Here is a 25,385-nt window from a genome sequence, read left to right on the forward strand (position 1 = left end):
GCCGCTTACACCATGACTTCGCTGATGACCTGCATCAGTTGTTTCTCATCCACCGGCTTGGTGAGATAGGCTTTGGCGCCCTGACGCAAACCCCAGACACGATCCGTCTCCTGATCCTTGGTGGAGACGATAATGACCGGAATGTGCGACGTTTCCTTTGCCTTGCTCAGCTGGCGGGTGGCCTGAAAGCCATTCAGGCCAGGCATTACGATATCCATAAGCACCAGATCCGGCTGTTCCAATTTAGCCGTTGCTACTCCCATCTCACCCGCCTCTGCAGTGATGACGTTATGGCCATTCTTTTCCAGAATGGTGGTGAGTTTGTGAGTTTCAGTGGGTGAATCATCAACAATTAATACTTTTGCCATGGGCACTCCTGGATCGCCTTGCTTACCTATCGACCGGCTTTTGCCGATCGTCATTACATTGCTTTTCTGGTTTTTTTGTTAACTCAGTAGGCTCTCTGTATTCCAGCCATCTAACCCGTACAGGCGGCACACCCGATCGTCAGGATGCGCGACGTGCCTTCACGTGGGTTTCGATAGCGCCCAACAGTTCATTCTTGCTGAACGGTTTGGTGAGGTATTCGTCAGAGCCGACAATGCGGCCCTTGGCCTTGTCAAAAAGACCATCCTTACTGGAGAGCATAATGACCGGCGTCGACTTGAACTCGCTGTTGTTTTTGATCAGAGCACAGGTCTGATAGCCATCCAGGCGAGGCATCATGATGTCGACAAAGATGATGTCAGGTCGGGTATCAGCAATCTTGGCGAGGGCGTCGAAGCCGTCTGTTGCCGTGATAACTGTACAACCTGCTTTATTCAGGAGGGTTTCAGCCGTCCGGCGGATGGTTTTACTGTCGTCAATAACCATCACCTTAAGGCTTTCAAGGTTCACATCCATACACTCTGACCCCAATACATTCTTATTGCTATAGTCGACCGAACGCTGCCTTTATCGACAGTTCTGAACAGCACGTCTATTGCCCGCCCCTCATGGCAATCCTTACCACTTTATAAAACGCTTTTGCCAAGTGGTGTCCGACGAAACTGCCGGCCCCAGCTTCCATCCTTGGGCAACGCAGGGAAATATGGCTGCAACCCGGGGGCTGCCGCGACATGCCACGTTTTAACACACTCAATCGCTTTAATCTATAAGTGCCTGAAAGCAAACAGCTAAGTGGGATATTTGCATCCAGTTTGTCGATTCGGTACAGCAAACTGGTTATAAGCGTGCGGTAGTTCGCAAGCTCCCTCCCGCCTGTTGTTGCTTTCACCGGCGCTACGCCTTACCTTACAGCGCATTATCAGATCGCGACGGGGCCGTGCATCATGACCGTTAAAGTGGGGGTTGTTATGGACCCCATCGAGAACATCACCTACTACAAGGACACCACCCTGGCGCTGCTGCTGGCGGCACAGGAACGGGGCTGGCAACTGCACTATATGCTGCCCGGGGATCTCAGCCTCGACCATGGCGAAGCCATGGCCACCATGCGCCCCCTGACTGTGTTCGCCGATGCCTCACACTGGTTTGAGCTGGGTGATACCAGCCTGCGGCCACTGGCGGAGCTGGACGTGGTACTGATGCGCAAGGACCCGCCATTCGACACAGACTTCATCTATACCACCTATGTGCTGGAGGCCGCCGAAGCCCGCGGCACCCTGATCGTCAACAAGCCGCAGAGCCTGCGGGACTGTAACGAGAAGATCTTTGCCACCCGCTTCCCCCAGTGCTGCCCGCCGCTGCTGGTCAGCTGCAACAGCCAGCAACTGCGCCAGTTCCACCAGCAGCACGGAGACGTCATCTTCAAGCCCCTGCACGGCATGGGTGGCTCCGGCATCTTCCGCTGCAAGGCCGACGACCCCAATGTGGGCGTCATTCTGGAAACCCTCACCGACCACGGCCAGCACCTGATCATGGCGCAACGCTATATCCCGGAAATCAAGGCCGGCGACAAGCGTATCCTGGTGATAGACGGTGAAGCGGTGCCCTATGCCCTGGCCCGCATCCCCGCCGAAGGTGAGACCCGCGGCAACCTCGCCGCCGGCGGCTCCGGCGTGGCCCAGCCCCTGAGCGAGCACGATCAGTGGATCGTCAGCCAGGTAGCTCCGGCCCTGAAGGAGCGGGGCCTGCTGTTCGTGGGACTGGACGTGATCGGTGACTACCTCACCGAGATCAACGTCACCAGCCCCACCTGTGCCCGGGAGATCGACAAGGCCTACGACACCCGCATTGGTGACCGCCTGATGGACGCGATCGCTGCCCGCCTGGCAGACCGCTGAGCCGGAGTTAAGCACCACACCATGTCATCCGCCACTCTCCTGGACGCCGGCACCGATACCGGCGACCGGCTCACCTTTACCCTGTTCCTTGCGCTGGCGCTGCACGCCCTGCTGATCCTCGGCATCACCTTCAAGGTGGATCCGGCTACTAAATTGCCCCCCACCCTGGAGATCACCCTGGCCAGCCACAGTAGCGCCAAGGTACCGGAGGAAGCCGATTATCTGGCCCAGTTCAACCAACAGGCCAGCGGCACCACCGACCTTTCGCGGCAGATGACCACCGACCAGCTGGCCCCCATCGAGGACAGCCGTATCCGCGAAGTCAGCCCCACCCCCCAGGTGAAAGCGGCGCAGCCCGTACCCGAGCAGCAGCTGCAACTGGTCACCACCGTGGGCGACAGCCCCTACCGCCTCAGCCAGAAAGCCCTGACGCCGGAAAAGGCTGAACAACAGCCCGGACAGGATCCCCTGGACACACCACTGAGCAGCGAGATTGCCAGCCTGCGCGCCAAGCTTGATGAGCAGCGACAGGCCATGGCCCGCCGGCCGCGGGTACGCACCATCACCTCGGTGGCAGCCAAAGCCTCCGCCGATGCCGAATACCTGGCGAAATGGACCCGCAAGGTGGAACAGGTAGGAAACCGCAACTTCCCTGAAGAGGCGATCCGCAAGGGTATTGTCGGCAACCTGCGCCTGCTTACCGTGCTGCGCCCCAACGGCACCATCCACTCGGTGGAGATACTGCACTCCTCGGGCTACCAGGTGCTGGACAACGCCGCCCTGCAAATCGTGCACCTCTCCTCACCGTTCGCCCCTTTCCCCCCGGAAATCCGCAAAACCACCGATCAGCTGGAGATTATCCGCACCTGGCACTTCGAGCTGACCGGACTCTCCACCAGCGCGCAAAATAATTAACGCGCCAGCCGGCTTGTATTCGCCCGCCAGCACCCCAATACTAGGGTCATGGGCAGAATGATTGACGACCACAGCAGAGACACCATGAGCAGCCTGAGAAACCATTTCCTCATTGCCATGCCGAGCCTCAACGACTCCATCTTCTCGCACACCATCACCTATGTGTGCGAGCACGATGAATCCGGTGCTATGGGACTGGTGATCAACCAGCCACTGGGTGTCGAGATGGACGAGATCTACCGGCAGCTGAAGTGCAGTGACGAGCAACGTGCCGATACCCCGGTGCTGTGCGGCGGACCTGTGCAACCGGAGCGTGGCTTTATCCTGCACCCCGCCAGCAATTACGACTGGGAATCCAGCCTGCAGGTGTCAGGCGATGTCAGCCTCACCGCTTCCCGCGATATCATTGATGCCATTGCCAACGGCACCGGCCCGCAGCAGTTCCTGATTGCACTGGGCTATGCCGGCTGGGCGCCAGGCCAATTGGAAGACGAGATCGCCAACAACGCCTGGCTGACCCTGCCTGCCGACAGCGCGCTCATGTTCGACACTCCCATTGAGCAGCGCTGGGGCGCCATCTCCCGCCAGCTGGGCATCGACCTCAACCTCATCTCCGGAACGGCAGGCCACGCCTGAACGGCGGGCCAGCCCGGAACCTCCCTGTATGCATAAGTCAGTGCTGGCCTTCGACTACGGCACCCGCAATATCGGCGTCGCCAGCGGCCAGACGCTGACCGGCAGCAGCTCCGAGCTGGCACCACTGCGGGCCCGCGACGGCATACCCGACTGGGATGAGCTGGGCCGCCTGCTGGGCGAGTACAAACCGGACCTGGTGCTGGTGGGCCTGCCCCTCAATATGGACGACAGCGACAGCGACCTCTCCCTGCGGGCCCGCAAATTTGCCAATAGGGTCCATGGCCGCTTCGGCGTACAGGTAGAACTGGTGGATGAACGCCTCAGCACCTTTGAGGCCAAACAGGAAGCCGCCTCCCGGGGCCACAAGGGCAACTACCGCAACGCCCCCATCGACTCCATTGCCGCCCGCCTGCTGGTGGAAAGCTGGCTCGGCCAGCAGGGACTCTGAACCCGCAGCAGAAAATCGCTGCTATAATCCCGGCTTTTACGCACGATCCTTCCCAGCCTATGGCCAAACCCGAAAATCATAATCTCTATGCGCCCCGAAACTGGGTGGCCTGGATATCCGTCTGGCTCCTCAACCTCTGGAGCATGCTGCCCTGGACCCTGCAGGTGGTCATTGCCCGCGCCATGGGCGCCGCCAGCTATTTCCTGATCCCCCGCCGCCGCCATATCGTCGAGGTCAACCTGCGCCTCTGTTTCCCGGAGTGGAGTGACGCCGAGCACAAGCGCCAGGTGCGGGAGGTACTGTTCAACAACATGCTGGGGCTGGTGGAGGCCACCAACGCCTACCGCAAACCGGTGGAGCACTGGGCCTACAAGGTCGAGATCGAAGGCAAGGCCCTGCTGGACGAGGCCATTGCCCAGGGGCGCGGCGTGCTGCTGCTGGGCGCCCATTACAGCCATCTGGATCTCGGCGGTGCCGCCGCGGCCGTAGCCTGCAACCCCTACGCCATCTACCGTCCCAATAACAATCCGGTGCTGGACGCCTACATCCTCAACGGCCGCCAACGCTTTATGAAAGGCATTGTCGACCGCTCGGATATGCGCGGCACGCTGCGCCTGCTGAAAAAAGGCGAGCTGGTCTGGTACCCGCCCGACCAGGACTATGGCCGCCGCCATTCCGTCTATGCGCCCTTCTTCGGGGTCAATGCAGCCACCATTACCGCCACCTCGAAACTGGCCAGCTTCAACCAGTCACCGGTGCTGATACTCTCCTGCTATCGCGACGACCAGGCGCGCTGCTACCGGGTGGAATTCCTGCCGTCACCGGAAGGCTTCCCCAGTGGCGACGACACCACCGATGCAGCCCTGATCAACGGCGCGCTGGAGCAGTGCATCCGCCGCGCCCCCACACAGTACATGTGGACCCACCGCCGCTTTAAAACCCAGCCTGAGGGCAAGGGCAAACTTTACCAGTGACGGGCCCCGCATGACCGAAAGCACCCCCACCTACTTTATTCCCGGCACCATGTGCGACCAGCGGTTGTGGCAATACCTGTGGCCGTTGCTGCCACAGGTGAAGCCGGTGCACCTGCCCATTCCCGATGCCCCCAACCTGGAAGCCATAGTCACCGAGCTGGCCCGCCAGCTGCCCGACGGCCCGAACCGGGTAGTGGGTTTCTCCATGGGGGGGTATATGGCCGCCAAACTGGCCTGCCGCCACCCCAACAAGGTGAGCGCGCTGACAGTGATCGCCAACTCACCCTGCCCATTGCCGGAGGCAGAAGTCCAGCAGCGCCAATCCCTGCTGCAGAGCCTTGGCCAGTACGGCTATCGTGGCATCAGCCAGATTAAGGTGCGGCAGATGCTGGCCAGCAACAACCATGGCAACAGCGCGCTGCAACAGATTATTCGCGATATGGATGCCAGCCTGGGTGAAGCGGTTCTGATACAGCAACTGAGCGCCACTACCAACCGCCTCGACCTGGCACCACTGCTGCGTCAGCTGCAGCTGCCCGTGCATTTCGTTGTCGGCGACCAGGACCCGCTGGTGAACCTGCCCTGGCTGCAGGCGCTGGTGTCAGAGCTGCCAGCCGGGCAGCTGACCCTGCTGCCCGACACCGGTCATATGGTGCCACTGGAAAGCCCGGCGGCACTGGCGGATCTCCTCTCGCGCTAGCCGTCCCTGCTTTCCTCCCCTCTTGCCCTCCTGCCCACAAAATCGCAGGCGTAAAAAAACCGCGCCGAAGCGCGGTTTTTTGTGTCCGGGCTGGCCTCAGCCAGCCCTCCACGGTCTTCAGCCTCTGGGGCCGGCAGCTTCTACGTCGGCGCTGACATCAAACTTCTTGATGTTCTGCGCAAACAGGCCAGCCAGTTTGGCGGCTGCGTCGTCGTAAGCGGCCTGGTCAGCCCACGCCTTGCGCGGGTTGAGGTACTTGGCGTCAACACCAGGTACTTCGACAGGTACTTGCAGGTTCATGGTGTCGAGGGACTCGGTAGCCACGTTCTCCAGCGCACCACTCTGACAGGCTGCTACAACAGCGCGGGTCACAGGGATCGGGAAGCGTGAACCGGCACCGCCAGGGCCACCGGCACCACCGGTCCAGCCGGTGTTCACCAGGTACACTTTGGCACCGGAATCTTCTACGCGCTTCATCAGCAGCTCGGCGTACTCACGGGCAGGGCGCGGCATGAAAGGCGCACCGAAGCAGGTGGAGAACGCAGGCTGGATACCAGCGGCGGCGCCCATCTCGGTGGAACCAACGCGAGCGGTGTAACCGGACAGGAAGTGGTAAGCCGCGGCTTCCTTGGAGAGGATGGCAACCGGAGGCAGTACACCGGAAACGTCACAGGTCAGGAAGATAACGGTCTTCGGCTCACCGGCACGGTTCTCTTCAACACGCAGCTCAACGTGCTCCAGCGGGTAGGAGCAGCGACCGTTTTCGGTCAGGCTGGTGTCGGCGTAATCAGGTACGCGCTTGTCGTTGTGAGGAACGTTCTCAACGATGGCACCGAACTTGATGGCATCCCAGATAACCGGCTCGTTCTTCTGGGACAGGTCGATGGTCTTGGCGTAGCAGCCACCTTCCATATTGAATACAGCGCCCTTGGTCCAGCCGTGCTCGTCATCACCAATCAGGAAACGCTCAGGGTCAGCAGACAGGGTGGTTTTACCGGTACCGGACAGGCCGAAGAACAGGCAGGTGTCACCGTCTTTGCCAACGTTGGCAGAGCAGTGCATCGGCATGATGTCTTTCTCGGGCAGCAGGAAGTTCTGCACGGAGAACATGGACTTCTTCATCTCACCGGCGTACTTGATACCGGCCAGCAGCACCTTGCGCTGGGCAAAGTTCACGATCACAACCGCTTCGGAATTGGTGCCATCACGCTCTGGCTCGCACACGAAGTTGGCGGCGTGCAGGATGTTCCACTCTTCCTTGGACTTGGGGTTGTAGTTGTCGGTGCGGATGAACATGTTGCGACCGAACAGGTTGTGCCACGCGGTTTCGGTGGTCACTTTAACCGGCAGGTAGTGGTCGGCATCGGCGGCCACGTGCAGGTGGGATACAAAGGTATCTACCTGGGAAACGTGCTCTTCAACACGGCTCCACAGGGTATCGAATTTGTCGGCAGGGAAAGGACGGTTTACAGAACCCCAATCGATGCTTTCGGCAGTGGAAGGCTCTTCCACGATGAAGCGGTCTGCCGGAGAGCGGCCGGTACGCTTACCAGTTTCACACACCAGTGCACCAGTGTGAGCCAGATAGCCCTCACCACGCTGGATCGCCTGCTCAACCAGCTGGGCTGAGGTGAGGTCGGTGTAGACTGTTGGGGCCGTGTCATCAATCTGTGTCATTTGGTATGTAGTCCTGTCAGCTTTGTGGCCATTAACTTTAATTCCCACCAGTACACAACCTTGGTTACAGGGTTTCATCAGCCTGGCGAAAAACTCGATATTTTTGTTGTTTTACCTGCCGATGCACCGCCGGCAGGCAATAGGGAATTTTTGGGGGCGCCATTATGTCAGAAATTATTCGGCATGGCACCTCCGACATGCCGTTTTTTTAATCAGTGCAGGGGCGATGTCCGGTCGCCGAAAATCTCGTCCAGATCAGGGGCGCCAAAGACATAACTCTGGTTGCAGAACTTGCAGTCGATGGTAATCAGATCCTGCTCGGCAATCAGCGCTTCCACATCCTCCCGGCCCAAGGAAATCAAGGCGTTGGCGGACCTGGAGCGGGAACAGCTGCAGCTGAACTCCAGTGGCACCGGGTCGAACAGGCGCACCCTCTCCTCGTGGAACAGGCGGTGGATCAGCTCCTGGTGATCCAGCTGCAGCAGCTCCTCCTCCTTTACCGTATCCGCCAGCAACACCGAGGTGTTCCACTGTTCGGCGTTCTCCTCGGCACTGGCCACCTGCTGTGGCAGCGCCTGCAGCATCAGGCCGGTGGCCGTGCGGGCATCGCTGGAGAGCCAGAAACGGGTGGGCAGCTGCTCCGAGAGGTCGAAATAGTGCTGCAGGCAGCCGGCCAGGCTGCTGCTGTCCAGGGGCACAATCCCCTGATAACGCTCGCCTTTCTCCGGCTCGATAATAATAGCCAACATTCCCTTACCCACCAGTTTCTGCAGATCCTCACCCTCAAGGGCATCAAAATCGGCGTCGGACTCTGGTTGGGCAATGGCGCGCAGGGTCTGCTGGTGGGTGCACTCCGCCATGATCAGCGGCAGCGGGCCATCGCCCCGGGCCTGCAGGGTGATGATGCCGTCAAACTTGAGGGAGCTGGCCAGCAGGCTGGCGGCCGCCACAAACTCGCCCAGCAGCGCCTGCACCACCGGATGCAGCTGGCTGTTGTTGGCCAGAATCTGCTGGTAGCTGTCGGACATGGTGACAATTTCACCGCGGATATCGGTTTTATCGAACAGGAAGCGGTGTAACAGGTCGCGGGATGGCATAGTCAGTCAAACCCTGGGGGGTAAATCGAAACGGGATTTTATCACGCCCGGGCCGGCGCCCGGTAGCCTGCCGCCGGGATCCGCTGGCAGCACCGCCGGACAGCCGCTACCGGCAGCTCAATCAGGGTCGCACTCGTCCGCAATCTGCGCCGCAGCGGCCCGCATGCGGCGCTGCTGCTCCTGTACGCTGACATCGTAGGTGCTGCCGTCCTCCCGCTCAAAATAGACCGGGCCGCTGATGGCCTGCAGATAACGGCGCATTTCATCACAGCGCTGCGCCTGCTCCTGCTCCGCCGCCCGCGCTTCGCTCTCCTGGCGCTGGCGCCACTGCCGCTCTTCCGGGGTTTCGCCGCGGAACACCTGTCCCAGCCGCGACTGCTCCGCCGCGCTCTCGTCCAGATTGAGGGGGGCCAGCTGGCCGGAGATCTCCTCGGCACTCTCCCGCTCGGGCTTCTTGTCACTGAAGTGCAGTTTGCCCTGGGCGTCACGCCACTGATAAATCTCCGCCTGCAGCGCCGGACTGACGCCACCAAGTGCTGCTATCAGTACTCCTGCCAACGGCCATAGATGCCCAAATGCCTTTACCCTTCGCTGCACAGGACTTCCTCTCCTGAGTTTTTGGGGCAAGCCGCCTCAGTCGTGCCCCTGCTCCCGGAAGCGGTGAATCTGGCGGCGCTGCTTTTTATTGGGCCGCTGTACCGGTCCCAGATCCAGGCCGCGCAGGGCTTTGCGGCGCTCCGCCTCCTCCTCCCGTTTCGTCACACTGGCCTCGGTCTCCTTATAGAGAGCCGCTGCCTCCGGCGCACCGCGACGCTGGTCGGACAGGGCCACCACCTGCACGGTTTTCTCATCCCAACCCTGGCGTATGGTCAGCTCCATCCCCACCAGCAAATCCTTGCTGGCTTTGACCCGGTGACCGTCACAGTGCACCTTGCCACCCTCCAGCGCCTGCTTGGCCAGGCTGCGGGTCTTGAAGAAACGCGCCGCCCACAGCCACTTATCGATGCGGACCTTTTCCATCCCGCCCGTAACCTGCGCGCCCATCAACTCTGCTCCAGCGACGGCATAATCTCGTCGAAGTGGTGAATGGCCGGGTACTCGGTGATGCCGCGGTGCTCGCGCTGGCTGTCCGGCTGGTGCAGGCACAGCAGGTGGCGGATACCAAACTGTTTGGCGGAATCGAGAATGCGGACGGTATCGTCAATAAAGAGGGTACGCTCGGGATCAAACGGTTCGCGCTGGTGCAGCATCTGCCAGAACTCCTGAGCCTCCTTGGGCTGCTGGAATTCGTGGGAGGAGATCACCATGTGCAGCCAGCGATCGATTTCGGTCACCTGCAGCTTCAGGTCCAACCCCTGCGGATGGGAGTTGGTGATCAATACCAGCCTTTTATTGTGGGCCCGCAGCGCTTGCAGGAACTCCATCACGAAGGGCCGCACAGCGATCTTGTCCTTTACCTCTTCCTTCAGCGCCCGCACATCCAGCTGCAGGGACTCGGACCAGAACTCCAGGCAGTACCACTTGAGGGTACCTTCATGAGCCTTGATGTGAGCGTGCAGCTTCTCCATGGCCTCGGCCTCGTCCACGCCATGGGTCTCGGCGTAGCGTTTGGGCAGGTGGGTAAGCCAGAAGTAGTTATCGAAGTGCAGATCCAGCAGGGTGCCGTCCATATCCAGCAACACCGTATCGATCTCTGCCCAGTTGATGTCGACCATCCGTACAACCTGATTCAGCAGTGAAAACCCCCACAGTATGCCCGAAAGCGACGATTTCTGCCCGGGCAGCAGCCCCTGTCACTGCTCTCTGGCGATGCCGTTGGCCGCATTTCAACACCTCAGCAGCAGGGTATCTGCAGGCAAATCCGCTATACTTGCGGCTTTTTACGTTCGAGGAGAAGCCAACATGCAGCTGGATCAAGCACTGCTGGATAAAGTCGTGGCGCTGAGCAAGCAGGCCGGCGAAGCCATTCTCAAGGTCTACGCCGATGCCGAGGGCATGGAGATCGACACCAAGGCCGACGACTCCCCCGTCACCGCCGCCGATCTGGCCGCTCACGCCATCCTCGAGCCCGTCCTCACCGGCCTGCTGGACGGCGTGCCGGTGCTCTCCGAAGAGGGCAAGGTACCGGACTTCGCCACCCGCAGCGGCTGGGACCGCTACTGGATCATCGACCCGCTGGATGGCACCAAGGAGTTCATCAAGCGCAACGGCGAGTTCACCGTTAACGTGGCGCTGGTAGAGAACGGCGAACCGGTGCTGGGCGTGGTACACGTGCCGGTGCTGGATATCACCTACACCGGCCTGAAAGGCGTCGGTGCCGAGAAGATCACCACCGACGGCCGCCAGGCCATCCAGACCCGTCGTATTGCCGATGTCCAGGCCAGCGGTGGTTCCGTAGGCGTAGTGGCCAGCCGCAGCCACGGTGCCGAAGCGGTGGACGCGCTGCTGGGCCGTATCGGCAACGCCCTGGGTGAAGTGGAGCTGAAGAACATGGGCAGCTCGCTGAAACTGTGCCTGGTGGCCGAAGGCGCCGCTGACCTCTACCCCCGCCTGGCGCTGACCAGCGAGTGGGATACCGCCGCCGCCCAGGCCGTGGTGGAAGCCGCCGGCGGCACCGTGGTGGATATCGACCTCAACCTGTTGCGTTATAACCAGAAGGACAGCCTGCTGAACCCTTTCTTCTATGTGATTGGCGACAACAGCTACGATTGGGAAAGCTTATTGCGCCAATAATCCGCCGCGTGCGGATTGTCGCGCCACAACCGACCATCGTAGGGGTGCAATTTAGCCGCAAGTCGCTATGCTGACAGCTGGGCCAGGATTCGGCCCGGTTATCAGGAGGCGGAAGCTACATGGCCACACACCCCACAGCACAACCCTTGGTTAATATCGACCACCAGTCCACGCACTACCTGCGCGAGCAGCTGATCAGTGAGATCACCCGCCTGGAGCGCCAACTGGAACAGCTGCGCGTTGGTGATAACAACCGTGACTACTCCCTGCAACAGACCTACCGGGAGATGATTCACTCCCGTCGCGGCATGCTGGCCAGCCTGCCACCCCAATACCACTGTTAAGCAATACCTCTGTGTAAGGAAGCCCAGAGCGTTACCCCGGACGCTTGCGCCTCACTGAGGCGTAAGCAGATCCTCCAGAAACCAGGCCGCGAAACTATGACGGCCAGACACCCCCGACTTCTGATAGATCGCCGACGCCTGCTGGCGTATGGTTCGCTCCGCCGTGCCACGTAACATGGCCACCTCTTTCAGGCTGTAGCCTTTCAGCAACATCAGCCCCACCTCCGCCTCACTCGGGGTCAGCTGCCAGCGGCCGAACTGATCGTTGATGGCCGCACTGAAATGCTGGCGCACGCTCAACACCTGTGCCGACTCGGGCTCCGGGCGACTGCGGATCTGCTCCAGCTCCTGCTGCAACGCAACCAATGCCCGACGCTGGCTGCGGTGGTCGCGCCACAGCCACAACAGAATCATCAGCGCCAGGGCCAACAGCAACCCCTCCTGCAACAGGTGCGCCCTGTCTGCCCCGTGAGCGAGGTCCGCCAGCATATCCCCGCCGCTGGCGAGGGCCACCAGCGCTACAAACACCATAATCAGGTGCTCCTGCGTTAACCGATGCATTCGAAAATACCTTTAAAGTCAGAAGGTTAGCCCATAGGGCAAATGTCTTATGCGTAATCAGGGGCGCTCCGGCAGATGCCCGATGCCCGCAACGCTGCCAGCCCACATCCTAACGCCTCACCCATCGCGGCACTTGATCCCGGTTAATGGATGCTGATTCAGGGCCCTTGGCTGGCCCGGTCCTGTGCCGTCAGCAGCCCGGTCGCGCCGCACGCATCTTGGAGAAACGTATGAACCCACCTGTTTATGTCTGGGACAAATTTGTCCGGCTGTTCCACTGGTCGCTGGTAGCGCTGTTTGCCTTCAGCTATGCCACCGGCGAATCCGAAAGCATCGTGCATATTTACTCAGGCTACCTGATTACGGCGCTGGTGCTGTCACGTATCCTGTGGGGGTTCATTGGCAGCCGCCATGCCCGCTTCCGGGATTTCATCTTCTCCCCGGCGACCATTATCAGCTACAGCAAAAGCCTGCTGCAGGGTAACCCTGCCCACTACAGCGGCCACAATCCCCTCGGTGGCCTCATGGTAGTGGCCCTGCTCGCCACCCTGCTGCTGACCACCTTCAGCGGTATGAAACTCTACGCCGTCGAAGAAGGCAAAGGGCCTCTGGCCACCGCTCCCGCCGCACTGCTGGTACCGACTGCCCAGGCCGACAGTGACGACCATGACAGACGGAAGAAGCATGCAGATGACGAGGACGAAGAGCTGTGGGAAGAGATCCACGAAGCGTCGGTCAACCTGATGCTGTTGCTGATTCTGCTGCATGTAGCCGGCGTGATCTTCTCCAGCAGGCTGCACCGCGAATCGCTGGTAAAAGCCATGCTCAGCGGTTACAAGCAGCCACCCCGATAGCCACACCAGATCCTGCGTTTATCCCGCGGGCAAAAATTGCGACAATGGCGGGCTTATACATGAGATGCCCCGGCCCGCCTGATCGCCTCAAAGCCATCCCGGGCCGCCCTGACGGATACCTGCCCCGACCATGAAACTGCCTGTTGTCAGAACCAAAGTTCAAACCCGCTACTCCGATACCGATGCCCTCGGCCATATCTCCAACAGCAACTACGTGGTCTACCTGGAACTGGGGCGGTTGGATTTCTTCAACGAGATCAATCGCCAGACCGGCTATTACGAGCCGTTTGTGGTGGCCAACCTCAACCTCGACTACCTGAAAGAGTGCTTCTACGGCGACACCATTGAAGTGGTCACCTGGTGCTCCCGCGTCGGCACCAAGAGCCTCACCATCGATGCCGAGATCTACGCCAACGGCAAGCTCTCTGCCAAAAGCTCATTGGTAAGCGTGGGCTTCAACAAAACCACCCGCCAGTCACAGGCCCTGCCCACCGACTGGGAAGCCTCGGACTACAACAACCCAGCCTGAGGTTCGCCTTTGCGGTAAACTGCCGGCTTTTTGCCGGAACGCCATCCCATGTCGCCCTATCTGGAACAGCCACTGCTGTTTATTGTCTCGCTGGTCGCCAACGCCCTCTCCTCCATGGCGGGCGGCGGCGCGGGACTGTTGCAGCTGCCGGCACTGATCTTCCTGGGCCTGCCATTCAGCATCGCGCTGGCCACCCACAAGATTGCCACCGTGGCCCTGGGTGTGGGCGCCACCCTCAAGCACTCCCGCTCCGGCTACGCGGAAATGCGCTTTGCCCTGCTGATGCTGGCCGCCGGCTTGCCCGGCGTGGTGCTGGGCGCCAACACCATCCTCAGCATTCCGGAACAGGCCGCGCAAATTGCGCTGGGCGTGCTGACCGCCGCACTCGGTTTTTATTCCCTGTTTAAAAAGCAATTGGGGCAGGAACACCGGCCACAACATCGTGACCTGCACGGCTTTATCGTCGGCGCATTGGGACTGTTTTGCCTCGGCTTTTTTAACGGCTCCCTCACCTCCGGCACCGGCATGTTTGTCACCCTGTGGCTGATCCTCTGGTTCGGTTTTGACTTCAAACGCGCCACCGCCCACACCATGATTCTGGTGGGACTCTTCTGGAACGCCACCGGTGCCTTTACCCTGGCACTGCAGGCACCGGTGCAGTGGAGCTGGTTACCGGCACTGCTGCTGGGCTCCGTGCTGGGCGGCTACCTGGGCGCGACCATCGGCATTAAATACGGCAACCGCCTGATCAAGCGGGCGTTCGAGGTCATTACCATTCTGGTAGGTGCGGGCCTGATTCTGAAAAGCCTCTGAGCCGGTAAAGTCTCAGGACACCAACGAACTGCAGAAGGCGGGCACGGCCCCCAACACGCCGTAGCAGAACGTCAGCAAGGCCGGGAAAAGCCCGAAGAGCAACACCACCACTATCTTGCCGCGGGTCAGACGCCGCAGTATGCCCGCGTACTCCGGCGCCAGCGTCGCTTCTATTCTGCCCAGCGCCCTGACCCCATACACGCCCAGCAGCGCCACCAGTAAAAACAGCGCCGACAGCGTTTCCGCCAGATATTTACTGACGTGCACAGCACAATTGAACACCGTGTTGGAACCGAAATAGAAGGCGTAGGCCAAACCTTGCAGAACAATAAAGGCAACCAGTGCGTTGATGTAGTTACCGACTTTGTTAAAGATCAGTGTGTCCATCTCATCCTCCCTGAATGATCGTTTCCTTCTGTACACCGCCTCCATCAGCATAGCCCGGTACTGACACTGCCCCAAGCACCGCTTCCCTGTCACAAAGCTGCAACCATTACTGTGCTTCACTGCCATGTGACTTGACCGCTGCAAGCCAGATGGAATTCCTGCCCAGAATGATTTCCCTACTTACACACAATCCCTGGCGCAGTATCGTCACCTGGCTACGCTCCCCCACCCGCGCCCTTCCCGCCCAACCAATTACCGTCACCCTGCAACACTGGCAACCGGTCGCAGAGGTGGACGAACGCTACCTCTCCTTCTCCATTGATATCTCCCTGCTGGCTGGAGGCTTCTGGTGGGAGGGCGCACTGGATGTAAAGCGTGGCCTCGGTACACTGCGCGTGCCCCCTATTCAACTGGACCTGAAAAAACTCGACAAACTGGTACAACTTCTCGGCCCGGCTTACCTGCGCATAGGCGGCTCCGAAGCGGACAAGATCCACTACTTTAACGCGCCCGCCGACGAAGACGATCCCCTCATCCTGACCCGTGACCAGTGGGACAACCTGCACGCCTTTATTCAGCGCAACGACCTGCGCTTTATGTTCACCTGCAAGTACGGCCTGTTTAATCGACGCCATCACGGCAGCTGGCGCGGCGACGAACTCAACACTCTTCTGCAATACAGCAGTGAGCAGGGTTACAACATTGATGTGTTTGAACTGGGCAACGAACTCAACGCCTACTGGGCTTTCCACGGCCTGCTTTCACAGCCCCGCGCCAAACGACTGGCACAAGACTACGATCGCTTCTGCGTACTGGTACTCTCGCATTTTCCCAACGCCCGGCTTTGCGGTCCGGGCAGCGCCTTCTGGCCGCGACTGGGTGAGACCATTCGTCCCATCAGCAACATCACCCCCGGCTTTCTCTCTTCGCTGAAAACCCGGCTGGATATCGTCGACTGGCACTACTACCCATTCCAGAGTGAACGCAGCCCGCTACGCACCCGCGCCGCCCATTTGCGGCACCTGCTCAACCCAAAATCCTTCGAGGACTATCGCAAGTTCAGCCACAAATTGTCGGAACTGCGTGACCGTTTCCAGCCACAAGCCGAACTCTGGACCGGCGAAACCGGATCCGCCCAGTGCGGTGGCCAGCCGGAACTGTCCGACCGCTGGGCCTCCAGCTTCTGGTGGGCTGACCAGCTGGGCATGGGTGCCCGCTGCGGACAGAAAGTCATGGTGCGTCAATCGCTGGTCGGCGGTGACTACGGTATGGTGGCGCGACTGACCCTGAAACCCCGACCGGACTACTGGGTCAGCTGGTTGTGGGGGCAAATGATGGGGCAGCAGGTCTTTGCTGTGGAGAGTGGCAATACCAGCCTGCGCTGCTATCTGCACAGCGCGCGCAATGGTGAAGGCAAGACACTGATGCTTATTAACCTTCACGACCAGGCAGTACAACTCGACCTCAACCGCGAACTGCAAACCAGCATACGCCAGGGCTACGTCATGACGGCCAAAACCGTCGTCAGCCGCCGCGTGCGCATCAACGGCATGAAGGTGAAATTCAACAGCGGCAGAATACAACTCGCTGACTTTCCCACCCAGCCATTTGACGGCAACCTGCCTCCCTACAGCATCAGTTTCTGGCACTGCCAGCTCTGAGCCCTCATCTCTCTGACTGGCATACACCAGCCAGCTGCGGCACACTGACCTCCTGCATTGTCAATGACGGAACCAAACCATGAAGTTTTTCAGCCGCAAATGGGTAATGCCCGAAGACCTCAACCCCAACGGCAGCCTTTTCGGTGGCCGACTGCTGAGCTGGATCGACGCCGAAGCCGCCATCTTTGCCATGTGCCAACTGGGCCACGACAAGCACCTGGTGACCAAATACATTTCAGAAGTGAACTTTGTCAGCTCGGCAAAATTGGGCGAAGTGATCGAGATGGGGCTGGCTATCGGCAAAGTAGGGACAAGCTCTATTACCCTGCATGCGCTGGTTCGCAACCTGCAAACCAAGCAGACGATTATTGAGATTGAAAATATTGTATTTGTAAATTTGGACGAGGATGGGAAGCCTGTTCCACATGGACAGGTTCAACATTAATTTGGACATTGAAGCTGCCTATAAAAATAGATGTAAGATTTCCCTGAGCAGGGATAAGGATGACGCGATTAGCCATTCTTCTGAATTAACCTCCCTACTTGGTATAGAGTTTCTTCATCCAGATGATGACTGGGATTATTTTGTAAATGTGGCGACCCAAAATTCCTAACAAAAGCAAGCAGGCAGGGAAAATCTTTCCGCTAACGCTCCAAGCTTGTGAACTAAAACCATTTTAATAGACTGTAGCTAACTGCCTGCCAAACAGGACTAAACAAAGGGAAAATCAGAAAGCCATGAAATGCTCCCTCGTTAATGTTTTTTCCAATGAAAAACTCAGTGGCAATGGCCTGACCATCTTTTCAGAGTGTGGCAATCTATCTGTCGCAGAGATGTTCGCCTGGACTCAGGAGATGCGGCAGTTTGAGTCTATTTTTCTGCAGCGTGTAAATAACCAGTTTCACGCGAGAATTTTTACCGTAGAAGAAGAGCTGGATTTTGCAGGCCATCCATTGCTCGGCTTGGCTTACTACCTTCACGAGACCTATGGATCTGAACCTGCTCACGAGTGGATTGTGCACACCAACACCAAAGCAGTTACTCTGACCAGCACCAGAAGCACGGACGGCTTTACCGCTGCTATGAATCAGGGAAAGCCTGAATTCCTGTATGCGTTATCCAGCAGGGAATCCTTGCCTTTATACACTGCCCTTAACCTGACCCCACCAGAACAAGAGGCGCTCCGTTCAGAGGTAATAACTACAGGCCTACCCTATGTGATTCTTCCGGTTACTTCGCACTTGGAAGCGATTACGTTCAACGTTAAAGACCTGGAACCGCTGATAGCGCCGTTTGGCGCCAAGTTTTTGTACGTGCTGGATGTTCTCACACTGGAGGGCAGAACCTGGGACAACCAGGGCAATATGGAGGATATTGCGACGGGAAGTGCCGCTGGCCCCGCAGCCGCTTATCTGTTCAAACATGGTTTGATTGAAGACACAGTACTCACGCTGCATCAGGGGCGCTTTCTGAACCGGCCCAGTGAGATCCTGATCCATTTGGATCTGGTTGGCCAAGATATTGAAAACATCCGCGTCAGTGGCAATGTGGTTAAGGTTGCCGAGATTACCTTCGTCGATTAATCGGAAGCGAATTGAGGCTTGCCGGGAGCAGAAACAAAAAAGGCCCTGCATCACTCGCCCTCTGCTGTTATCCTTTCCGGCTGACCAGATAAATCCAGGGCGCCGATCAAAATGAATAACACCCAAGAGCCTGCCTCCCGCTATTTCTACTCTTCCAGCCTGAAACTGCACTACCTGGACTGGGGCAACGAGGACGCCCCTCTGCTGATCCTGGTTCACGGCATGCACGACCATGCCCGCAGCTGGGACTGGGTAGCCCGGAGCCTGTGTGATCAGTGGCATGTGGTAGCGGTGGATCTGCGTGGGCATGGCGATAGCGACTGGTCGCCGGATGGCAGCTACCACACCGCCTACTACCTGGAAGATTTTGTGCGTCTGACAGAAGCGTTGGGAGCAGAGAAGTTCAACATTATCGCCCACTCTCTGGGTGGCAATCCTTCTGCCCGGTTTTCCGGTCTTTACCCCGAACGGGTCAAAAAGCTGGTGCTGGTGGACGGCATGGGCCCTACCCGCCCGGCGCTGGAAGCCTGGGACAAGCAGGGCAACCTCAACCGCAGCCGGGACTGGCTGGAAAAGCGCCAAGTCGCCTACAACAAAGAACCTCGCCGTTTTGATTCGGTGGATGACGCCGTACAGCGCATGATGGCAGTGCACAAGAACCTTTCTGAAGAACAAGCCAGGCACCTCACAGAACATGGCCTGCGCCAGCATGGAAATCAATACGGCTGGAAATACGATCCACGTGCGGGACTTTTCCATCCAGAGGATTTTGCTATTCACCTGAGTGAATACTGGCGAGAGATTGCTGCAGAGACGTTACTTTGCTGGGGCCCTAAAAGCTGGACCACCAATCCGGCGGAAGATGGCAATGCGAAGAACTTTAAAAGCGTTACAACCATGAAATTCGAAGAGTCAGGACACTGGATTCATCATGACCAAACGTCTGAGTTTGTCGATTCCGTAAGATTTTTCTTACTCAACTAGTTAACAGCCTCCAGGCATCAGAAAAATTGTCTGAAAGAATCCATTCTTTCAGCAGATTGGCAGGCCAGAACTTAGCTAATTTAGAGATATGCCAATTTATAAACATTACTGAAATTTCACTGAGATCTTTAGTGCTTAAAGGGCTCAGCCTTGAATTGATTGATTTTTGAACAAAAAGCCTGCCTGCTGTTGTTGCGATACCGAATCTGGAGATCCCTCTCACAAACGTCAGTTTTGGACACTTTCCCAGTATCGTTGCCAGACACGTATCAGGATATCATTAGCGCTGCTTAAAAATTTGAATGCGGAAATGTTGTATGGAAATTCGGAATGATTTAACAAAGATCACTTTTGCGATACCAACCAATGGTCGACCGCATTCGCTTAAGAAATGCATCCAGTCTATCTTGAGCAATACTGGAGATTTATGCCAAATAATAGTTCTTGACAGCACTGCATCTGACGCAGACGTTGAGGTATTAAAAGGATACGAGGCTATTTTCAATGAATTTCCAGAGATCCAGACCCTCAAATACGACTACAACATTCCACCTGGTAAAGCCCGGAAAATCCTCTCCCAGGAAATAGCTACCGAATACGTATTCTTTCTGGATGATGACCTGGTAGTCCAACAAGGTTCAATTGAGAAAATGTACAGGGCTCTTATAGACGGCGACTTTGACATCATGTCCGGCTTGTGGGTCGAAGACAAAGCTACCCGACCCATTGGTTTCCTGTTTACCGAAGCAAGGCATGAAGAGAAGAACATGATCCTGAAATGTTCTGTTGAAGCTCCTCTATCTGATTCAGTAATACGACTGGATGACGTGCAGGCTTCCCTGCTGGTGAAGACCGCTATTTTTTCCAAGGTCAATTTTGACGAGCGCTATGATTTCTTTTTCGAGCTATATGACTTTTTCTACCAATGTATGCTGAACAAAATCAAAGTAGGTGCGCATACCGGGGCGGTATTTTATCACCAGCCAGTTCCCTATTTATCAAAATCCTCACGTCACTATCAGAACAAAGATATCGACCGAGACCGGTTTATTGAAAAGTGGGGAGTAATTCCCGAGTTTGTAAGATCCGAAAAGCTGACAACTATCAATGTATCGCAAAAAGAGAGATCCGGATTAATTAGCCGAATCAGGGATAAATTTCTGTCCTAGCCCTATCTGATTCGGGCGCACACTTCGTAGCGATTGCACTCAGAGCAAAAAAAATATTCTTAACAATTGAGACAGCATTCTCAATCGTTTTTACAGACCCAAGATAAGTAACCGTGTCGGGGTATTCCATGATCGACAGCAACGACATCCTAATCACTGATAAGCGGATCAACACTGCGATCGCCAAGATACCCGAGTCAGATTTTATCGATGTTCGCTATGACACAGGGAATGTAAACGAACTCAAAGGGATCTTTGTCCTCTTGAGCACACCAAGATCAGGCAGCACAATGATTTGTGATCTGCTTTATAAATCCGGTTTTTGTTTGTCTCATGAGTATTTCCAGCCTTACGACTATTTGCCACTTCTCGCGAGAAGGTGGGATTGCATTAAAGATGGTGTACTGGATAAATCGCATTTTATAGAACAATTGGCGCGACACAGAACTTTGGAGAGTGGGTGGCTCGGCATAAACTTACACGGGCACCATCTACCGCTTTTTAGTAAGTTGAAAAATCATCTTCCGAGAGCCGAAAGTGTCTATGTGAGAGTCCGGAGACGCAATGTAATTGCACAAGCGGTGTCCTACGAAATCGCCAGCCAATCTGGACGATGGAGCAGTGAATTTAAGTCTGAGAGCGCACCTGTATATTCATTCCAGAACATCAAAAATAAATTGCAGCGACTTGAATATCAGAACCTGCTGACAGACTCCTTCCTGTCATCAGAAAATCTGGATGTGATAGAGCTTATTTACGAAGATTTCGTACAGGATCCTGCATCGGCCTTGCGCCGGGTTCTGCCGGAAACATTCCACCAGAACTTAGCTATCAATCCATCTTTGAAACAGCAAAGCTCGGAATTGAATAAGGATTGGATCAGCCGATTTACCAGAGAATTTTTTGACACAGAAGGTGAAGGCCACGCTCCAGAAAAGAAGCATGATAATGACAAGCATCTGTTAAATAGATTACTAAGAAAGCTCACTCTGTTTAAGGGCTAATACGGGTTGGGTTCCCGCTAATTAGCTACCCACCAGAGAACGGAAACGGTCACTACGACGAATACAGGAACATCAGAGCGGCCCCACCAAAAGGTGAAAACAGTAGCGGAGATCTGGCGAAGCCGGATACAAAAAAGGCTCTGCATCGCTGCAGAGCCTTTTTAAAGATGGTGCCCGGAGGCGGAATCGAACCACCGACACGGGGATTTTCAATCCCCTGCTCTACCGACTGAGCTATCCGGGCGTTGTGTTTCTCACCGAGGAGATCACAAGAGGCGCGTATTAAACCGTTTCGTCCCTACGGCGTCAAGCCCGACCCCTAAAATTTTGGCCCCGGCGGGCCAACTGTTCAGGATTTAACCAGTCGGGCGGCCGGTGGGCCTGATTACTCCTCCGGCGGCACGTAGCCGTCGGCGCCGTCCACCGCTTCGCCGCTGAAGAACTTCTCCATCTGGCCGGTGAGGTAGGTGCGGGCGGTCATGTCCATCATATTGAGGCGCTTCTCGTTGATAAGCATGGTCTGGTGGTCCAGCCACTCCTGCCAGGCCTGTTTGGAGACGTGTTCGTAGATATCCACCCCTTTGGGACCGGGATAGGGTGGCGCATCCAGCCCTTCCATCTCCTGTTGGTATTTGCGGCAAAAGACGGTGCGTGTCATGACGTATTTCCTGCGGGTGTGACTGGGGCCCCGGGGTCAGCGCACCGGATCCAGCTGCTGCAGCTTTTGCAGCAGGCCTTTGACCGGTGCCGCCAGCCCGACGGCCGGAGGTTGGCGCACATCATACCAGCAATAGGGGCGCTCTCCGATGCCGTTCACCGCCGCACAGTCGGCCACCACCGGGGTGATGTCCAGGTGGTAGTGGCTAAAGGTGTGGCGAAAGCTGTCCCAGACCTCCAGCACATGGATGCTGCCGCCGGCGGCGCCAGCCAGCCAGCCGGCGGGGTCGGCGTCGGAGGCCAGTTCCGGGAAGCTCCACAGGCCACCCCAGATACCGCTGGCCGGGCGCTGTTCCAGCAGCCAGTGGCCCTGGGGGTTGCGCAGCATGAGCATCTGCACGGCTTTCACCGGTTTCTCTTTGGCGGGCTTTTTACCGGGGTAGTCCTGTGGGTTGCCCTGGGCGCGGGCCACGCAGCTGTCGCCAAGTGGGCAGCGTTCGCAGTCGGGGCGCGAGCGGCTGCAGAGGGTCGCCCCCAGGTCCATCATGGCCTGGGTGTAGTGGTTGCAGCGTTTAGCCGGGGTCAGGGCCTCGGCCTGCTCCCAGAGGTTGTTGAGTACATCGGACTTGCCGGGCCAGCCGTCAATGGCAAAGTGGCGGGCCAGCACCCGTTTGACGTTGCCATCGAGGATGGCCGCGCGCTTGCTCATGGAGAGGCTGGCGATGGCACCAGCGGTGGAGCGACCGATGCCGGGCAGTTCGCCCAGGGCGTCAACCGAGTCCGGGAATTCACCCCCATGCAGCTCCACCACCTGCTGCGCGCAGCGGTGCAGGTTGCGGGCGCGGGCATAGTAGCCGAGACCGGTCCACAGGTGCAGCACATCGTCGATGGGCGCCGCCGCCAGTGCGGCGACGTCGGGATAGGTATCCATAAAACGCTGGAAATAGGGGATCACGGTGGTGACCTGGGTCTGCTGCAGCATGATCTCGGAGACCCACACGCGGTAGGGGTTGATCTGTTGCTGCCAGGGCAGGTCCTTGCGGCCGTGCTGGTCGTACCACGCCAGTACACGCGCCGCGAAGTTGTTTGCGGTTGCCTTCATAAATGTTGCTGTATCTCTGTACTGCCTTTGCGACCTGGCTCGGGCGTTAGCATTTCTTGAATCGAGCGTTAGCGTTTCTTAAAAAGATCCTTGAGCAGATCTTCCACGACTTTGCCTTCGTCGCCCAGTTTCTCCTGCAGTTTTTCCTGGACCTTTTCGGTAGCCTTGGCCTTGGCCTCATCGCGCAGCAGGTCGTCCAGGCGCTTGCTGTCGGGCAGGCAGGCCTTGGCACTCAGGTCATGCAGCTTGCCCTTGCAGCGCAGCGGCAGGTCGCGGTTGCGCCAGCGGTCACGCACCTGGCAATCCCGTTCCGGATCGGCGCTGCCGCTGAAGGCGACAGACAAGGGGAATTCAAACTTGCCGTTGTCGAGACCCAGCTTGCCGGTGGTCTTCACCCGCAGGTTTTCCACCCCGGCCTGCAGGTTACTGACGGTGACCTTATCGCCGCGAATGGCGATGTCGGTGGTCATATCCTGCAGGGTGGTCTGGTTCTGCCACACGATGGCTGGCACCGGCTCCTGGTTCACCAGCGCCGCCAGTTCACAGGCACTGCGCTCCACATCGACGGTGGCCAGGGTGAGGGTATTGGCGCGGAGGCTGATGTCCCCCACCAACTGCTGCTGCCACTGGCGCAGGCTGTTGCCCCGGCTGGTGATCTTCACATCGCCATCGGCCTTGCCCGCCAACCGCGTCTCGTCGGCAAAGGTGGTCAACAGGGTCTGCAACGGCATCTGGGTGAAGCTGCTGTTGACCTGCAGCAGTGGCTGGGCGTCCAGTGTCAGGCTGGCGCTGGCCTTGAGGCCACCATCCTGCAGGTTGGTGGAGAGCTGCTGCAGCGCCACCTGTTTGCCGTCCGCCAGCAGTTTGACCACCACCTTCTGCATCGGCAGCTGCTGGTAGACCAGCTCCCCGATGCGCACCTCCGCTTTAGCGTGCAGGGTTTTCAGGTCATCCAGTGGCAGCGGCTCGTCAGAGAGCAGCGGTACCACCCGGTGATCATCACTTTTGGCAGGCACTACCGGCGTGGAGCCGGGGTCGGACGCCGGCTCCGGCAATGGCAGGTAGCGGTCCAGGTCAAGGCGGTCCGCACTGAGGGTGGCCGACAGCCCTTTGGCGCCGCTGGCGAGTTGGCCCTGCCAGCGGGTCTGGTCCATGGCCATATCCAGGTCACGCACTTGCCACTCTTCGCCGCTGCCGCTGATCGCCGCCTGCAGCGATACCTTGTTCAGGGCATCGGCGGCGGCCATGGGGGGCAGTTCGATCTGCCACTGGGTCAGCCACTGCGCCAGGTTGGTCTGCGGCATGGCCAGTTGCAATGTGGCGGACGGGGTCTGCCACAGGACTTCGCCATTGAGCTGGACACTCAGGGGGGAGTCGTTGGCGGTGGCTGTCACCGTAAAGTCCTGCAATTGCAGCTGACTGGTTTCCAGATTCACCCCCAGCAGGCCTTCGGTGCCCAGCAGCAGCGGGGGCCGCTCCGGCAGTTGCAGGCGCATGCTGTGTTGCCAGCGAAAGGGCTGGCCGGTGAGGTTGAGGCCGCTGCTGGTGACCTGTACCTGATCAAGGCTGACGTCCACGTCCTGGGCGCGATCGTCGTAGCGCAGGGCGCTGTCCACAATCTGCAGGGATTCAACCGCCAGTTGCAGGGGTGAGGCGCTGTCGGCGGTGTCCGCTCCGGGAGCCTGGGTAGCGGGCTCCGGTGCTGTGCCGACGCTCTCGTCCTGCAGCAGGAAGTCCCAGTTGCTGCTGCCATCGGCGGCCACCTGCAGGCGGATATCAGCACCTTCTATATAGATGGCTTCTACAATTACCTGGCCGCTGAACAACGGCAGGATCGCCACCTGCCCGGACAGGCTGCGGGCCTGCAACAGGGGCTGGCCAGGCTCGCCCAGCTCGACATCGCCGACCGAGATGCCCAACCGTGGCCACAGCTGCCAGCCAAGGTCACCGCGCAGCTGCAGGGGGATGCCCTGCTCCGCGGCCAGCTGCTGCAGTTCGTCGCGGTAGTCGTTGGGGTCCAGCCACATCAGCAGCCCCACCAGTGCCACAACCACCAGACCCAGCAATCCGGCCAGCAACAGGGCTGACCACTTCAACAGAGCTTTCACGCGCTTATCTCTCCTATCCCATCTTCCGGCCTTTCCCAACTGCTGGCCTTTCCTGACTTCCAGCCCCGGTCGCAGGACGCTGCGATGGCGCCGAGTGTAACAATCCTATGCATCAGACAGAACCGGCGCGTAAGGATTCCCTGCCGGCATCACGCGCCCGGGG

29 protein-coding genes and 1 tRNA gene are annotated in these 25,385 nt (G+C 58.3%); 17 read left to right on the forward strand and 13 right to left on the reverse strand.

Translation table 11 applies throughout. From position 1 onward, the window contains the following. Positions 1 to 5 precede the first annotated feature (5 nt). Both pilH and pilG read right to left on the reverse strand, forming a co-directional pair. On the reverse strand, positions 6 to 368 hold the full coding sequence (gene pilH / locus GSF27_RS09845; protein WP_160968434.1) for a twitching motility response regulator PilH: 363 nt from the start codon (positions 366 to 368) through the stop codon (positions 6 to 8). 139 nt (positions 369 to 507) lie between these two features. Beyond that, entirely contained in the window at positions 508 to 903 is a 396-nt protein-coding gene (pilG, locus tag GSF27_RS09850) for a twitching motility response regulator PilG (protein ID WP_160968436.1), read from the reverse strand. Positions 904 to 1,331: 428 nt separating this feature from the next. Between pilG and gshB the strand changes: the two genes are divergently transcribed. From gshB to GSF27_RS09880, 6 genes are all read left to right on the forward strand, one after another. Further along, positions 1,332 to 2,285 carry a glutathione synthase gene (gene gshB, locus GSF27_RS09855; RefSeq protein WP_160968438.1) on the forward strand — a complete coding sequence of 318 codons (954 nt, stop codon included), beginning with the start codon at positions 1,332 to 1,334 and terminating at the stop codon, positions 2,283 to 2,285. 21 nt (positions 2,286 to 2,306) lie between these two features. Beyond that, the gene (locus GSF27_RS09860) at positions 2,307 to 3,200 is read left to right on the forward strand and encodes an energy transducer TonB (RefSeq protein WP_160968440.1); all 894 of its coding nucleotides are present in this window, start codon (positions 2,307 to 2,309) and stop codon (positions 3,198 to 3,200) included. An 84-nt stretch (positions 3,201 to 3,284) separates the two neighbouring features. Continuing rightward, positions 3,285 to 3,836 carry a YqgE/AlgH family protein gene (locus GSF27_RS09865; protein ID WP_237457473.1) on the forward strand — a complete coding sequence of 184 codons (552 nt, stop codon included), beginning with the start codon at positions 3,285 to 3,287 and terminating at the stop codon, positions 3,834 to 3,836. A gap of 28 nt (positions 3,837 to 3,864) precedes the next feature. Continuing rightward, the gene (gene ruvX, locus GSF27_RS09870) at positions 3,865 to 4,284 is read left to right on the forward strand and encodes a Holliday junction resolvase RuvX (protein WP_160968444.1); all 420 of its coding nucleotides are present in this window, start codon (positions 3,865 to 3,867) and stop codon (positions 4,282 to 4,284) included. A gap of 59 nt (positions 4,285 to 4,343) precedes the next feature. Then, entirely contained in the window at positions 4,344 to 5,258 is a 915-nt protein-coding gene (locus GSF27_RS09875; RefSeq protein ID WP_160968446.1) for a lipid A biosynthesis acyltransferase, read from the forward strand. A gap of 10 nt (positions 5,259 to 5,268) precedes the next feature. Beyond that, entirely contained in the window at positions 5,269 to 5,958 is a 690-nt protein-coding gene (locus GSF27_RS09880; protein WP_160968448.1) for an alpha/beta fold hydrolase, read from the forward strand. Positions 5,959 to 6,075: 117 nt separating this feature from the next. Here GSF27_RS09880 and GSF27_RS09885 read toward each other — a convergent pair whose 3' ends face one another. The 5 genes from GSF27_RS09885 to yrfG all read right to left on the reverse strand — a co-directional run bounded on the left by GSF27_RS09885 (position 6,076) and on the right by yrfG (position 10,447). Then, positions 6,076 to 7,635 carry a phosphoenolpyruvate carboxykinase gene (locus GSF27_RS09885; protein ID WP_160968450.1) on the reverse strand — a complete coding sequence of 520 codons (1,560 nt, stop codon included), beginning with the start codon at positions 7,633 to 7,635 and terminating at the stop codon, positions 6,076 to 6,078. A 212-nt stretch (positions 7,636 to 7,847) separates the two neighbouring features. Beyond that, on the reverse strand, positions 7,848 to 8,732 hold the full coding sequence (gene hslO, locus GSF27_RS09890) for an Hsp33 family molecular chaperone HslO (protein WP_160968452.1): 885 nt from the start codon (positions 8,730 to 8,732) through the stop codon (positions 7,848 to 7,850). 117 nt (positions 8,733 to 8,849) lie between these two features. Next, on the reverse strand, positions 8,850 to 9,329 hold the full coding sequence (locus GSF27_RS09895; protein WP_160968454.1) for a DUF4124 domain-containing protein: 480 nt from the start codon (positions 9,327 to 9,329) through the stop codon (positions 8,850 to 8,852). A gap of 36 nt (positions 9,330 to 9,365) precedes the next feature. Continuing rightward, the gene (locus tag GSF27_RS09900; protein WP_160968456.1) at positions 9,366 to 9,752 is read right to left on the reverse strand and encodes an RNA-binding S4 domain-containing protein; all 387 of its coding nucleotides are present in this window, start codon (positions 9,750 to 9,752) and stop codon (positions 9,366 to 9,368) included. 23 nt (positions 9,753 to 9,775) lie between these two features. Further along, positions 9,776 to 10,447, reverse strand: coding sequence for a GMP/IMP nucleotidase (gene yrfG, locus GSF27_RS09905; RefSeq protein WP_160968458.1), 672 nt, complete (start codon positions 10,445 to 10,447; stop codon positions 9,776 to 9,778). Between the two features lie 187 nt (positions 10,448 to 10,634). Here yrfG and cysQ point away from each other — a divergent pair, with 187 nt between their 5' ends. After that, positions 10,635 to 11,465 (forward strand): 3'(2'),5'-bisphosphate nucleotidase CysQ, encoded by an 831-nt coding sequence (gene cysQ / locus GSF27_RS09910; RefSeq protein ID WP_160968460.1) that lies wholly within the window; start codon positions 10,635 to 10,637, stop codon positions 11,463 to 11,465. A 119-nt stretch (positions 11,466 to 11,584) separates the two neighbouring features. Further along, positions 11,585 to 11,809 carry a hypothetical protein gene (locus GSF27_RS09915; RefSeq protein WP_160968462.1) on the forward strand — a complete coding sequence of 75 codons (225 nt, stop codon included), beginning with the start codon at positions 11,585 to 11,587 and terminating at the stop codon, positions 11,807 to 11,809. Positions 11,810 to 11,860: 51 nt separating this feature from the next. On the opposite strand, the gene GSF27_RS09920 is transcribed toward GSF27_RS09915, so the two are convergent. Then, on the reverse strand, positions 11,861 to 12,370 hold the full coding sequence (locus GSF27_RS09920; protein ID WP_202410374.1) for a LuxR C-terminal-related transcriptional regulator: 510 nt from the start codon (positions 12,368 to 12,370) through the stop codon (positions 11,861 to 11,863). 230 nt (positions 12,371 to 12,600) lie between these two features. On the opposite strand from GSF27_RS09920, the gene GSF27_RS09925 reads away from it, so the two are divergent. The 3 genes from GSF27_RS09925 (at position 12,601) to GSF27_RS09935 (ending at position 14,566) form a co-directional block, all read left to right on the forward strand. Continuing rightward, on the forward strand, positions 12,601 to 13,224 hold the full coding sequence (locus GSF27_RS09925) for a cytochrome b/b6 domain-containing protein (RefSeq protein ID WP_160968464.1): 624 nt from the start codon (positions 12,601 to 12,603) through the stop codon (positions 13,222 to 13,224). Between the two features lie 130 nt (positions 13,225 to 13,354). Continuing rightward, the gene (locus GSF27_RS09930) at positions 13,355 to 13,753 is read left to right on the forward strand and encodes a thioesterase family protein (protein ID WP_160968466.1); all 399 of its coding nucleotides are present in this window, start codon (positions 13,355 to 13,357) and stop codon (positions 13,751 to 13,753) included. Positions 13,754 to 13,801: 48 nt separating this feature from the next. Then, positions 13,802 to 14,566, forward strand: a complete 765-nt coding sequence (locus tag GSF27_RS09935; RefSeq protein ID WP_160968468.1) for a sulfite exporter TauE/SafE family protein — start codon at positions 13,802 to 13,804, stop codon at positions 14,564 to 14,566. Between the two features lie 12 nt (positions 14,567 to 14,578). On the opposite strand, the gene GSF27_RS09940 is transcribed toward GSF27_RS09935, so the two are convergent. Continuing rightward, positions 14,579 to 14,953 carry a hypothetical protein gene (locus GSF27_RS09940; protein WP_160968470.1) on the reverse strand — a complete coding sequence of 125 codons (375 nt, stop codon included), beginning with the start codon at positions 14,951 to 14,953 and terminating at the stop codon, positions 14,579 to 14,581. A gap of 167 nt (positions 14,954 to 15,120) precedes the next feature. On the opposite strand from GSF27_RS09940, the gene GSF27_RS09945 reads away from it, so the two are divergent. The 6 genes from GSF27_RS09945 (at position 15,121) to GSF27_RS09970 (ending at position 21,355) form a co-directional block, all read left to right on the forward strand. After that, positions 15,121 to 16,614: a glycoside hydrolase gene (locus GSF27_RS09945; RefSeq protein ID WP_160968472.1), complete on the forward strand. Its 1,494-nt coding sequence runs from the start codon at positions 15,121 to 15,123 to the stop codon at positions 16,612 to 16,614. 79 nt (positions 16,615 to 16,693) lie between these two features. After that, positions 16,694 to 17,059, forward strand: coding sequence for an acyl-CoA thioesterase (locus tag GSF27_RS09950; protein WP_160968474.1), 366 nt, complete (start codon positions 16,694 to 16,696; stop codon positions 17,057 to 17,059). Positions 17,060 to 17,352: 293 nt separating this feature from the next. Next, positions 17,353 to 18,198, forward strand: a complete 846-nt coding sequence (locus GSF27_RS09955) for a PhzF family phenazine biosynthesis protein (RefSeq protein ID WP_160968476.1) — start codon at positions 17,353 to 17,355, stop codon at positions 18,196 to 18,198. A gap of 111 nt (positions 18,199 to 18,309) precedes the next feature. Further along, entirely contained in the window at positions 18,310 to 19,182 is an 873-nt protein-coding gene (locus GSF27_RS09960) for an alpha/beta fold hydrolase (protein WP_160968478.1), read from the forward strand. Between the two features lie 317 nt (positions 19,183 to 19,499). Further along, positions 19,500 to 20,351, forward strand: a complete 852-nt coding sequence (locus tag GSF27_RS09965; protein ID WP_160968480.1) for a glycosyltransferase family 2 protein — start codon at positions 19,500 to 19,502, stop codon at positions 20,349 to 20,351. Positions 20,352 to 20,479: 128 nt separating this feature from the next. Continuing rightward, the gene (locus tag GSF27_RS09970) at positions 20,480 to 21,355 is read left to right on the forward strand and encodes a Stf0 family sulfotransferase (protein ID WP_160968482.1); all 876 of its coding nucleotides are present in this window, start codon (positions 20,480 to 20,482) and stop codon (positions 21,353 to 21,355) included. A 168-nt stretch (positions 21,356 to 21,523) separates the two neighbouring features. Here GSF27_RS09970 and GSF27_RS09975 read toward each other — a convergent pair. From GSF27_RS09975 to GSF27_RS09990, 4 genes are all read right to left on the reverse strand, one after another. Continuing rightward, positions 21,524 to 21,599 (reverse strand) — tRNA-Phe (locus GSF27_RS09975). Between the two features lie 141 nt (positions 21,600 to 21,740). After that, positions 21,741 to 22,013 (reverse strand): oxidative damage protection protein, encoded by a 273-nt coding sequence (locus tag GSF27_RS09980; protein ID WP_160968484.1) that lies wholly within the window; start codon positions 22,011 to 22,013, stop codon positions 21,741 to 21,743. A gap of 36 nt (positions 22,014 to 22,049) precedes the next feature. Continuing rightward, positions 22,050 to 23,114, reverse strand: coding sequence for an A/G-specific adenine glycosylase (gene mutY / locus GSF27_RS09985; protein WP_160968486.1), 1,065 nt, complete (start codon positions 23,112 to 23,114; stop codon positions 22,050 to 22,052). Positions 23,115 to 23,182: 68 nt separating this feature from the next. Further along, positions 23,183 to 25,222, reverse strand: coding sequence for an AsmA family protein (locus tag GSF27_RS09990; protein ID WP_160968488.1), 2,040 nt, complete (start codon positions 25,220 to 25,222; stop codon positions 23,183 to 23,185). Positions 25,223 to 25,385: the final 163 nt, after the last annotated feature.

This window comes from Pseudomaricurvus sp. HS19 (assembly GCF_009857815.1).
GTDB lineage: Bacteria > Pseudomonadota > Gammaproteobacteria > Pseudomonadales > Cellvibrionaceae > Pseudomaricurvus.

What these genes read in the sequence shown, in the direction of transcription:
- pilH (WP_160968434.1), bottom strand. Translation starts at nt 368, where the DNA reads ATGGCAAAAGTATTAATTGTTGATGATTCACCCACTGAAACTCACAAA.
- pilG (WP_160968436.1), bottom strand. Translation starts at nt 903, where the DNA reads ATGGATGTGAACCTTGAAAGCCTTAAGGTGATGGTTATTGACGACAGT.
- gshB (WP_160968438.1), top strand. Translation starts at nt 1,332, where the DNA reads ATGACCGTTAAAGTGGGGGTTGTTATGGACCCCATCGAGAACATCACC.
- GSF27_RS09860 (WP_160968440.1), top strand. Translation starts at nt 2,307, where the DNA reads ATGTCATCCGCCACTCTCCTGGACGCCGGCACCGATACCGGCGACCGG.
- GSF27_RS09865 (WP_237457473.1), top strand. Translation starts at nt 3,285, where the DNA reads ATGAGCAGCCTGAGAAACCATTTCCTCATTGCCATGCCGAGCCTCAAC.
- ruvX (WP_160968444.1), top strand. Translation starts at nt 3,865, where the DNA reads ATGCATAAGTCAGTGCTGGCCTTCGACTACGGCACCCGCAATATCGGC.
- GSF27_RS09875 (WP_160968446.1), top strand. Translation starts at nt 4,344, where the DNA reads ATGGCCAAACCCGAAAATCATAATCTCTATGCGCCCCGAAACTGGGTG.
- GSF27_RS09880 (WP_160968448.1), top strand. Translation starts at nt 5,269, where the DNA reads ATGACCGAAAGCACCCCCACCTACTTTATTCCCGGCACCATGTGCGAC.
- GSF27_RS09885 (WP_160968450.1), bottom strand. Translation starts at nt 7,635, where the DNA reads ATGACACAGATTGATGACACGGCCCCAACAGTCTACACCGACCTCACC.
- hslO (WP_160968452.1), bottom strand. Translation starts at nt 8,732, where the DNA reads ATGCCATCCCGCGACCTGTTACACCGCTTCCTGTTCGATAAAACCGAT.
- GSF27_RS09900 (WP_160968456.1), bottom strand. Translation starts at nt 9,752, where the DNA reads ATGGAAAAGGTCCGCATCGATAAGTGGCTGTGGGCGGCGCGTTTCTTC.
- yrfG (WP_160968458.1), bottom strand. Translation starts at nt 10,447, where the DNA reads ATGGTCGACATCAACTGGGCAGAGATCGATACGGTGTTGCTGGATATG.
- cysQ (WP_160968460.1), top strand. Translation starts at nt 10,635, where the DNA reads ATGCAGCTGGATCAAGCACTGCTGGATAAAGTCGTGGCGCTGAGCAAG.
- GSF27_RS09915 (WP_160968462.1), top strand. Translation starts at nt 11,585, where the DNA reads ATGGCCACACACCCCACAGCACAACCCTTGGTTAATATCGACCACCAG.
- GSF27_RS09920 (WP_202410374.1), bottom strand. Translation starts at nt 12,370, where the DNA reads ATGCATCGGTTAACGCAGGAGCACCTGATTATGGTGTTTGTAGCGCTG.
- GSF27_RS09925 (WP_160968464.1), top strand. Translation starts at nt 12,601, where the DNA reads ATGAACCCACCTGTTTATGTCTGGGACAAATTTGTCCGGCTGTTCCAC.
- GSF27_RS09930 (WP_160968466.1), top strand. Translation starts at nt 13,355, where the DNA reads ATGAAACTGCCTGTTGTCAGAACCAAAGTTCAAACCCGCTACTCCGAT.
- GSF27_RS09935 (WP_160968468.1), top strand. Translation starts at nt 13,802, where the DNA reads ATGTCGCCCTATCTGGAACAGCCACTGCTGTTTATTGTCTCGCTGGTC.
- GSF27_RS09940 (WP_160968470.1), bottom strand. Translation starts at nt 14,953, where the DNA reads ATGGACACACTGATCTTTAACAAAGTCGGTAACTACATCAACGCACTG.
- GSF27_RS09945 (WP_160968472.1), top strand. Translation starts at nt 15,121, where the DNA reads ATGATTTCCCTACTTACACACAATCCCTGGCGCAGTATCGTCACCTGG.
- GSF27_RS09950 (WP_160968474.1), top strand. Translation starts at nt 16,694, where the DNA reads ATGAAGTTTTTCAGCCGCAAATGGGTAATGCCCGAAGACCTCAACCCC.
- GSF27_RS09955 (WP_160968476.1), top strand. Translation starts at nt 17,353, where the DNA reads ATGAAATGCTCCCTCGTTAATGTTTTTTCCAATGAAAAACTCAGTGGC.
- GSF27_RS09960 (WP_160968478.1), top strand. Translation starts at nt 18,310, where the DNA reads ATGAATAACACCCAAGAGCCTGCCTCCCGCTATTTCTACTCTTCCAGC.
- GSF27_RS09965 (WP_160968480.1), top strand. Translation starts at nt 19,500, where the DNA reads ATGGAAATTCGGAATGATTTAACAAAGATCACTTTTGCGATACCAACC.
- GSF27_RS09970 (WP_160968482.1), top strand. Translation starts at nt 20,480, where the DNA reads ATGATCGACAGCAACGACATCCTAATCACTGATAAGCGGATCAACACT.
- GSF27_RS09980 (WP_160968484.1), bottom strand. Translation starts at nt 22,013, where the DNA reads ATGACACGCACCGTCTTTTGCCGCAAATACCAACAGGAGATGGAAGGG.
- mutY (WP_160968486.1), bottom strand. Translation starts at nt 23,114, where the DNA reads ATGAAGGCAACCGCAAACAACTTCGCGGCGCGTGTACTGGCGTGGTAC.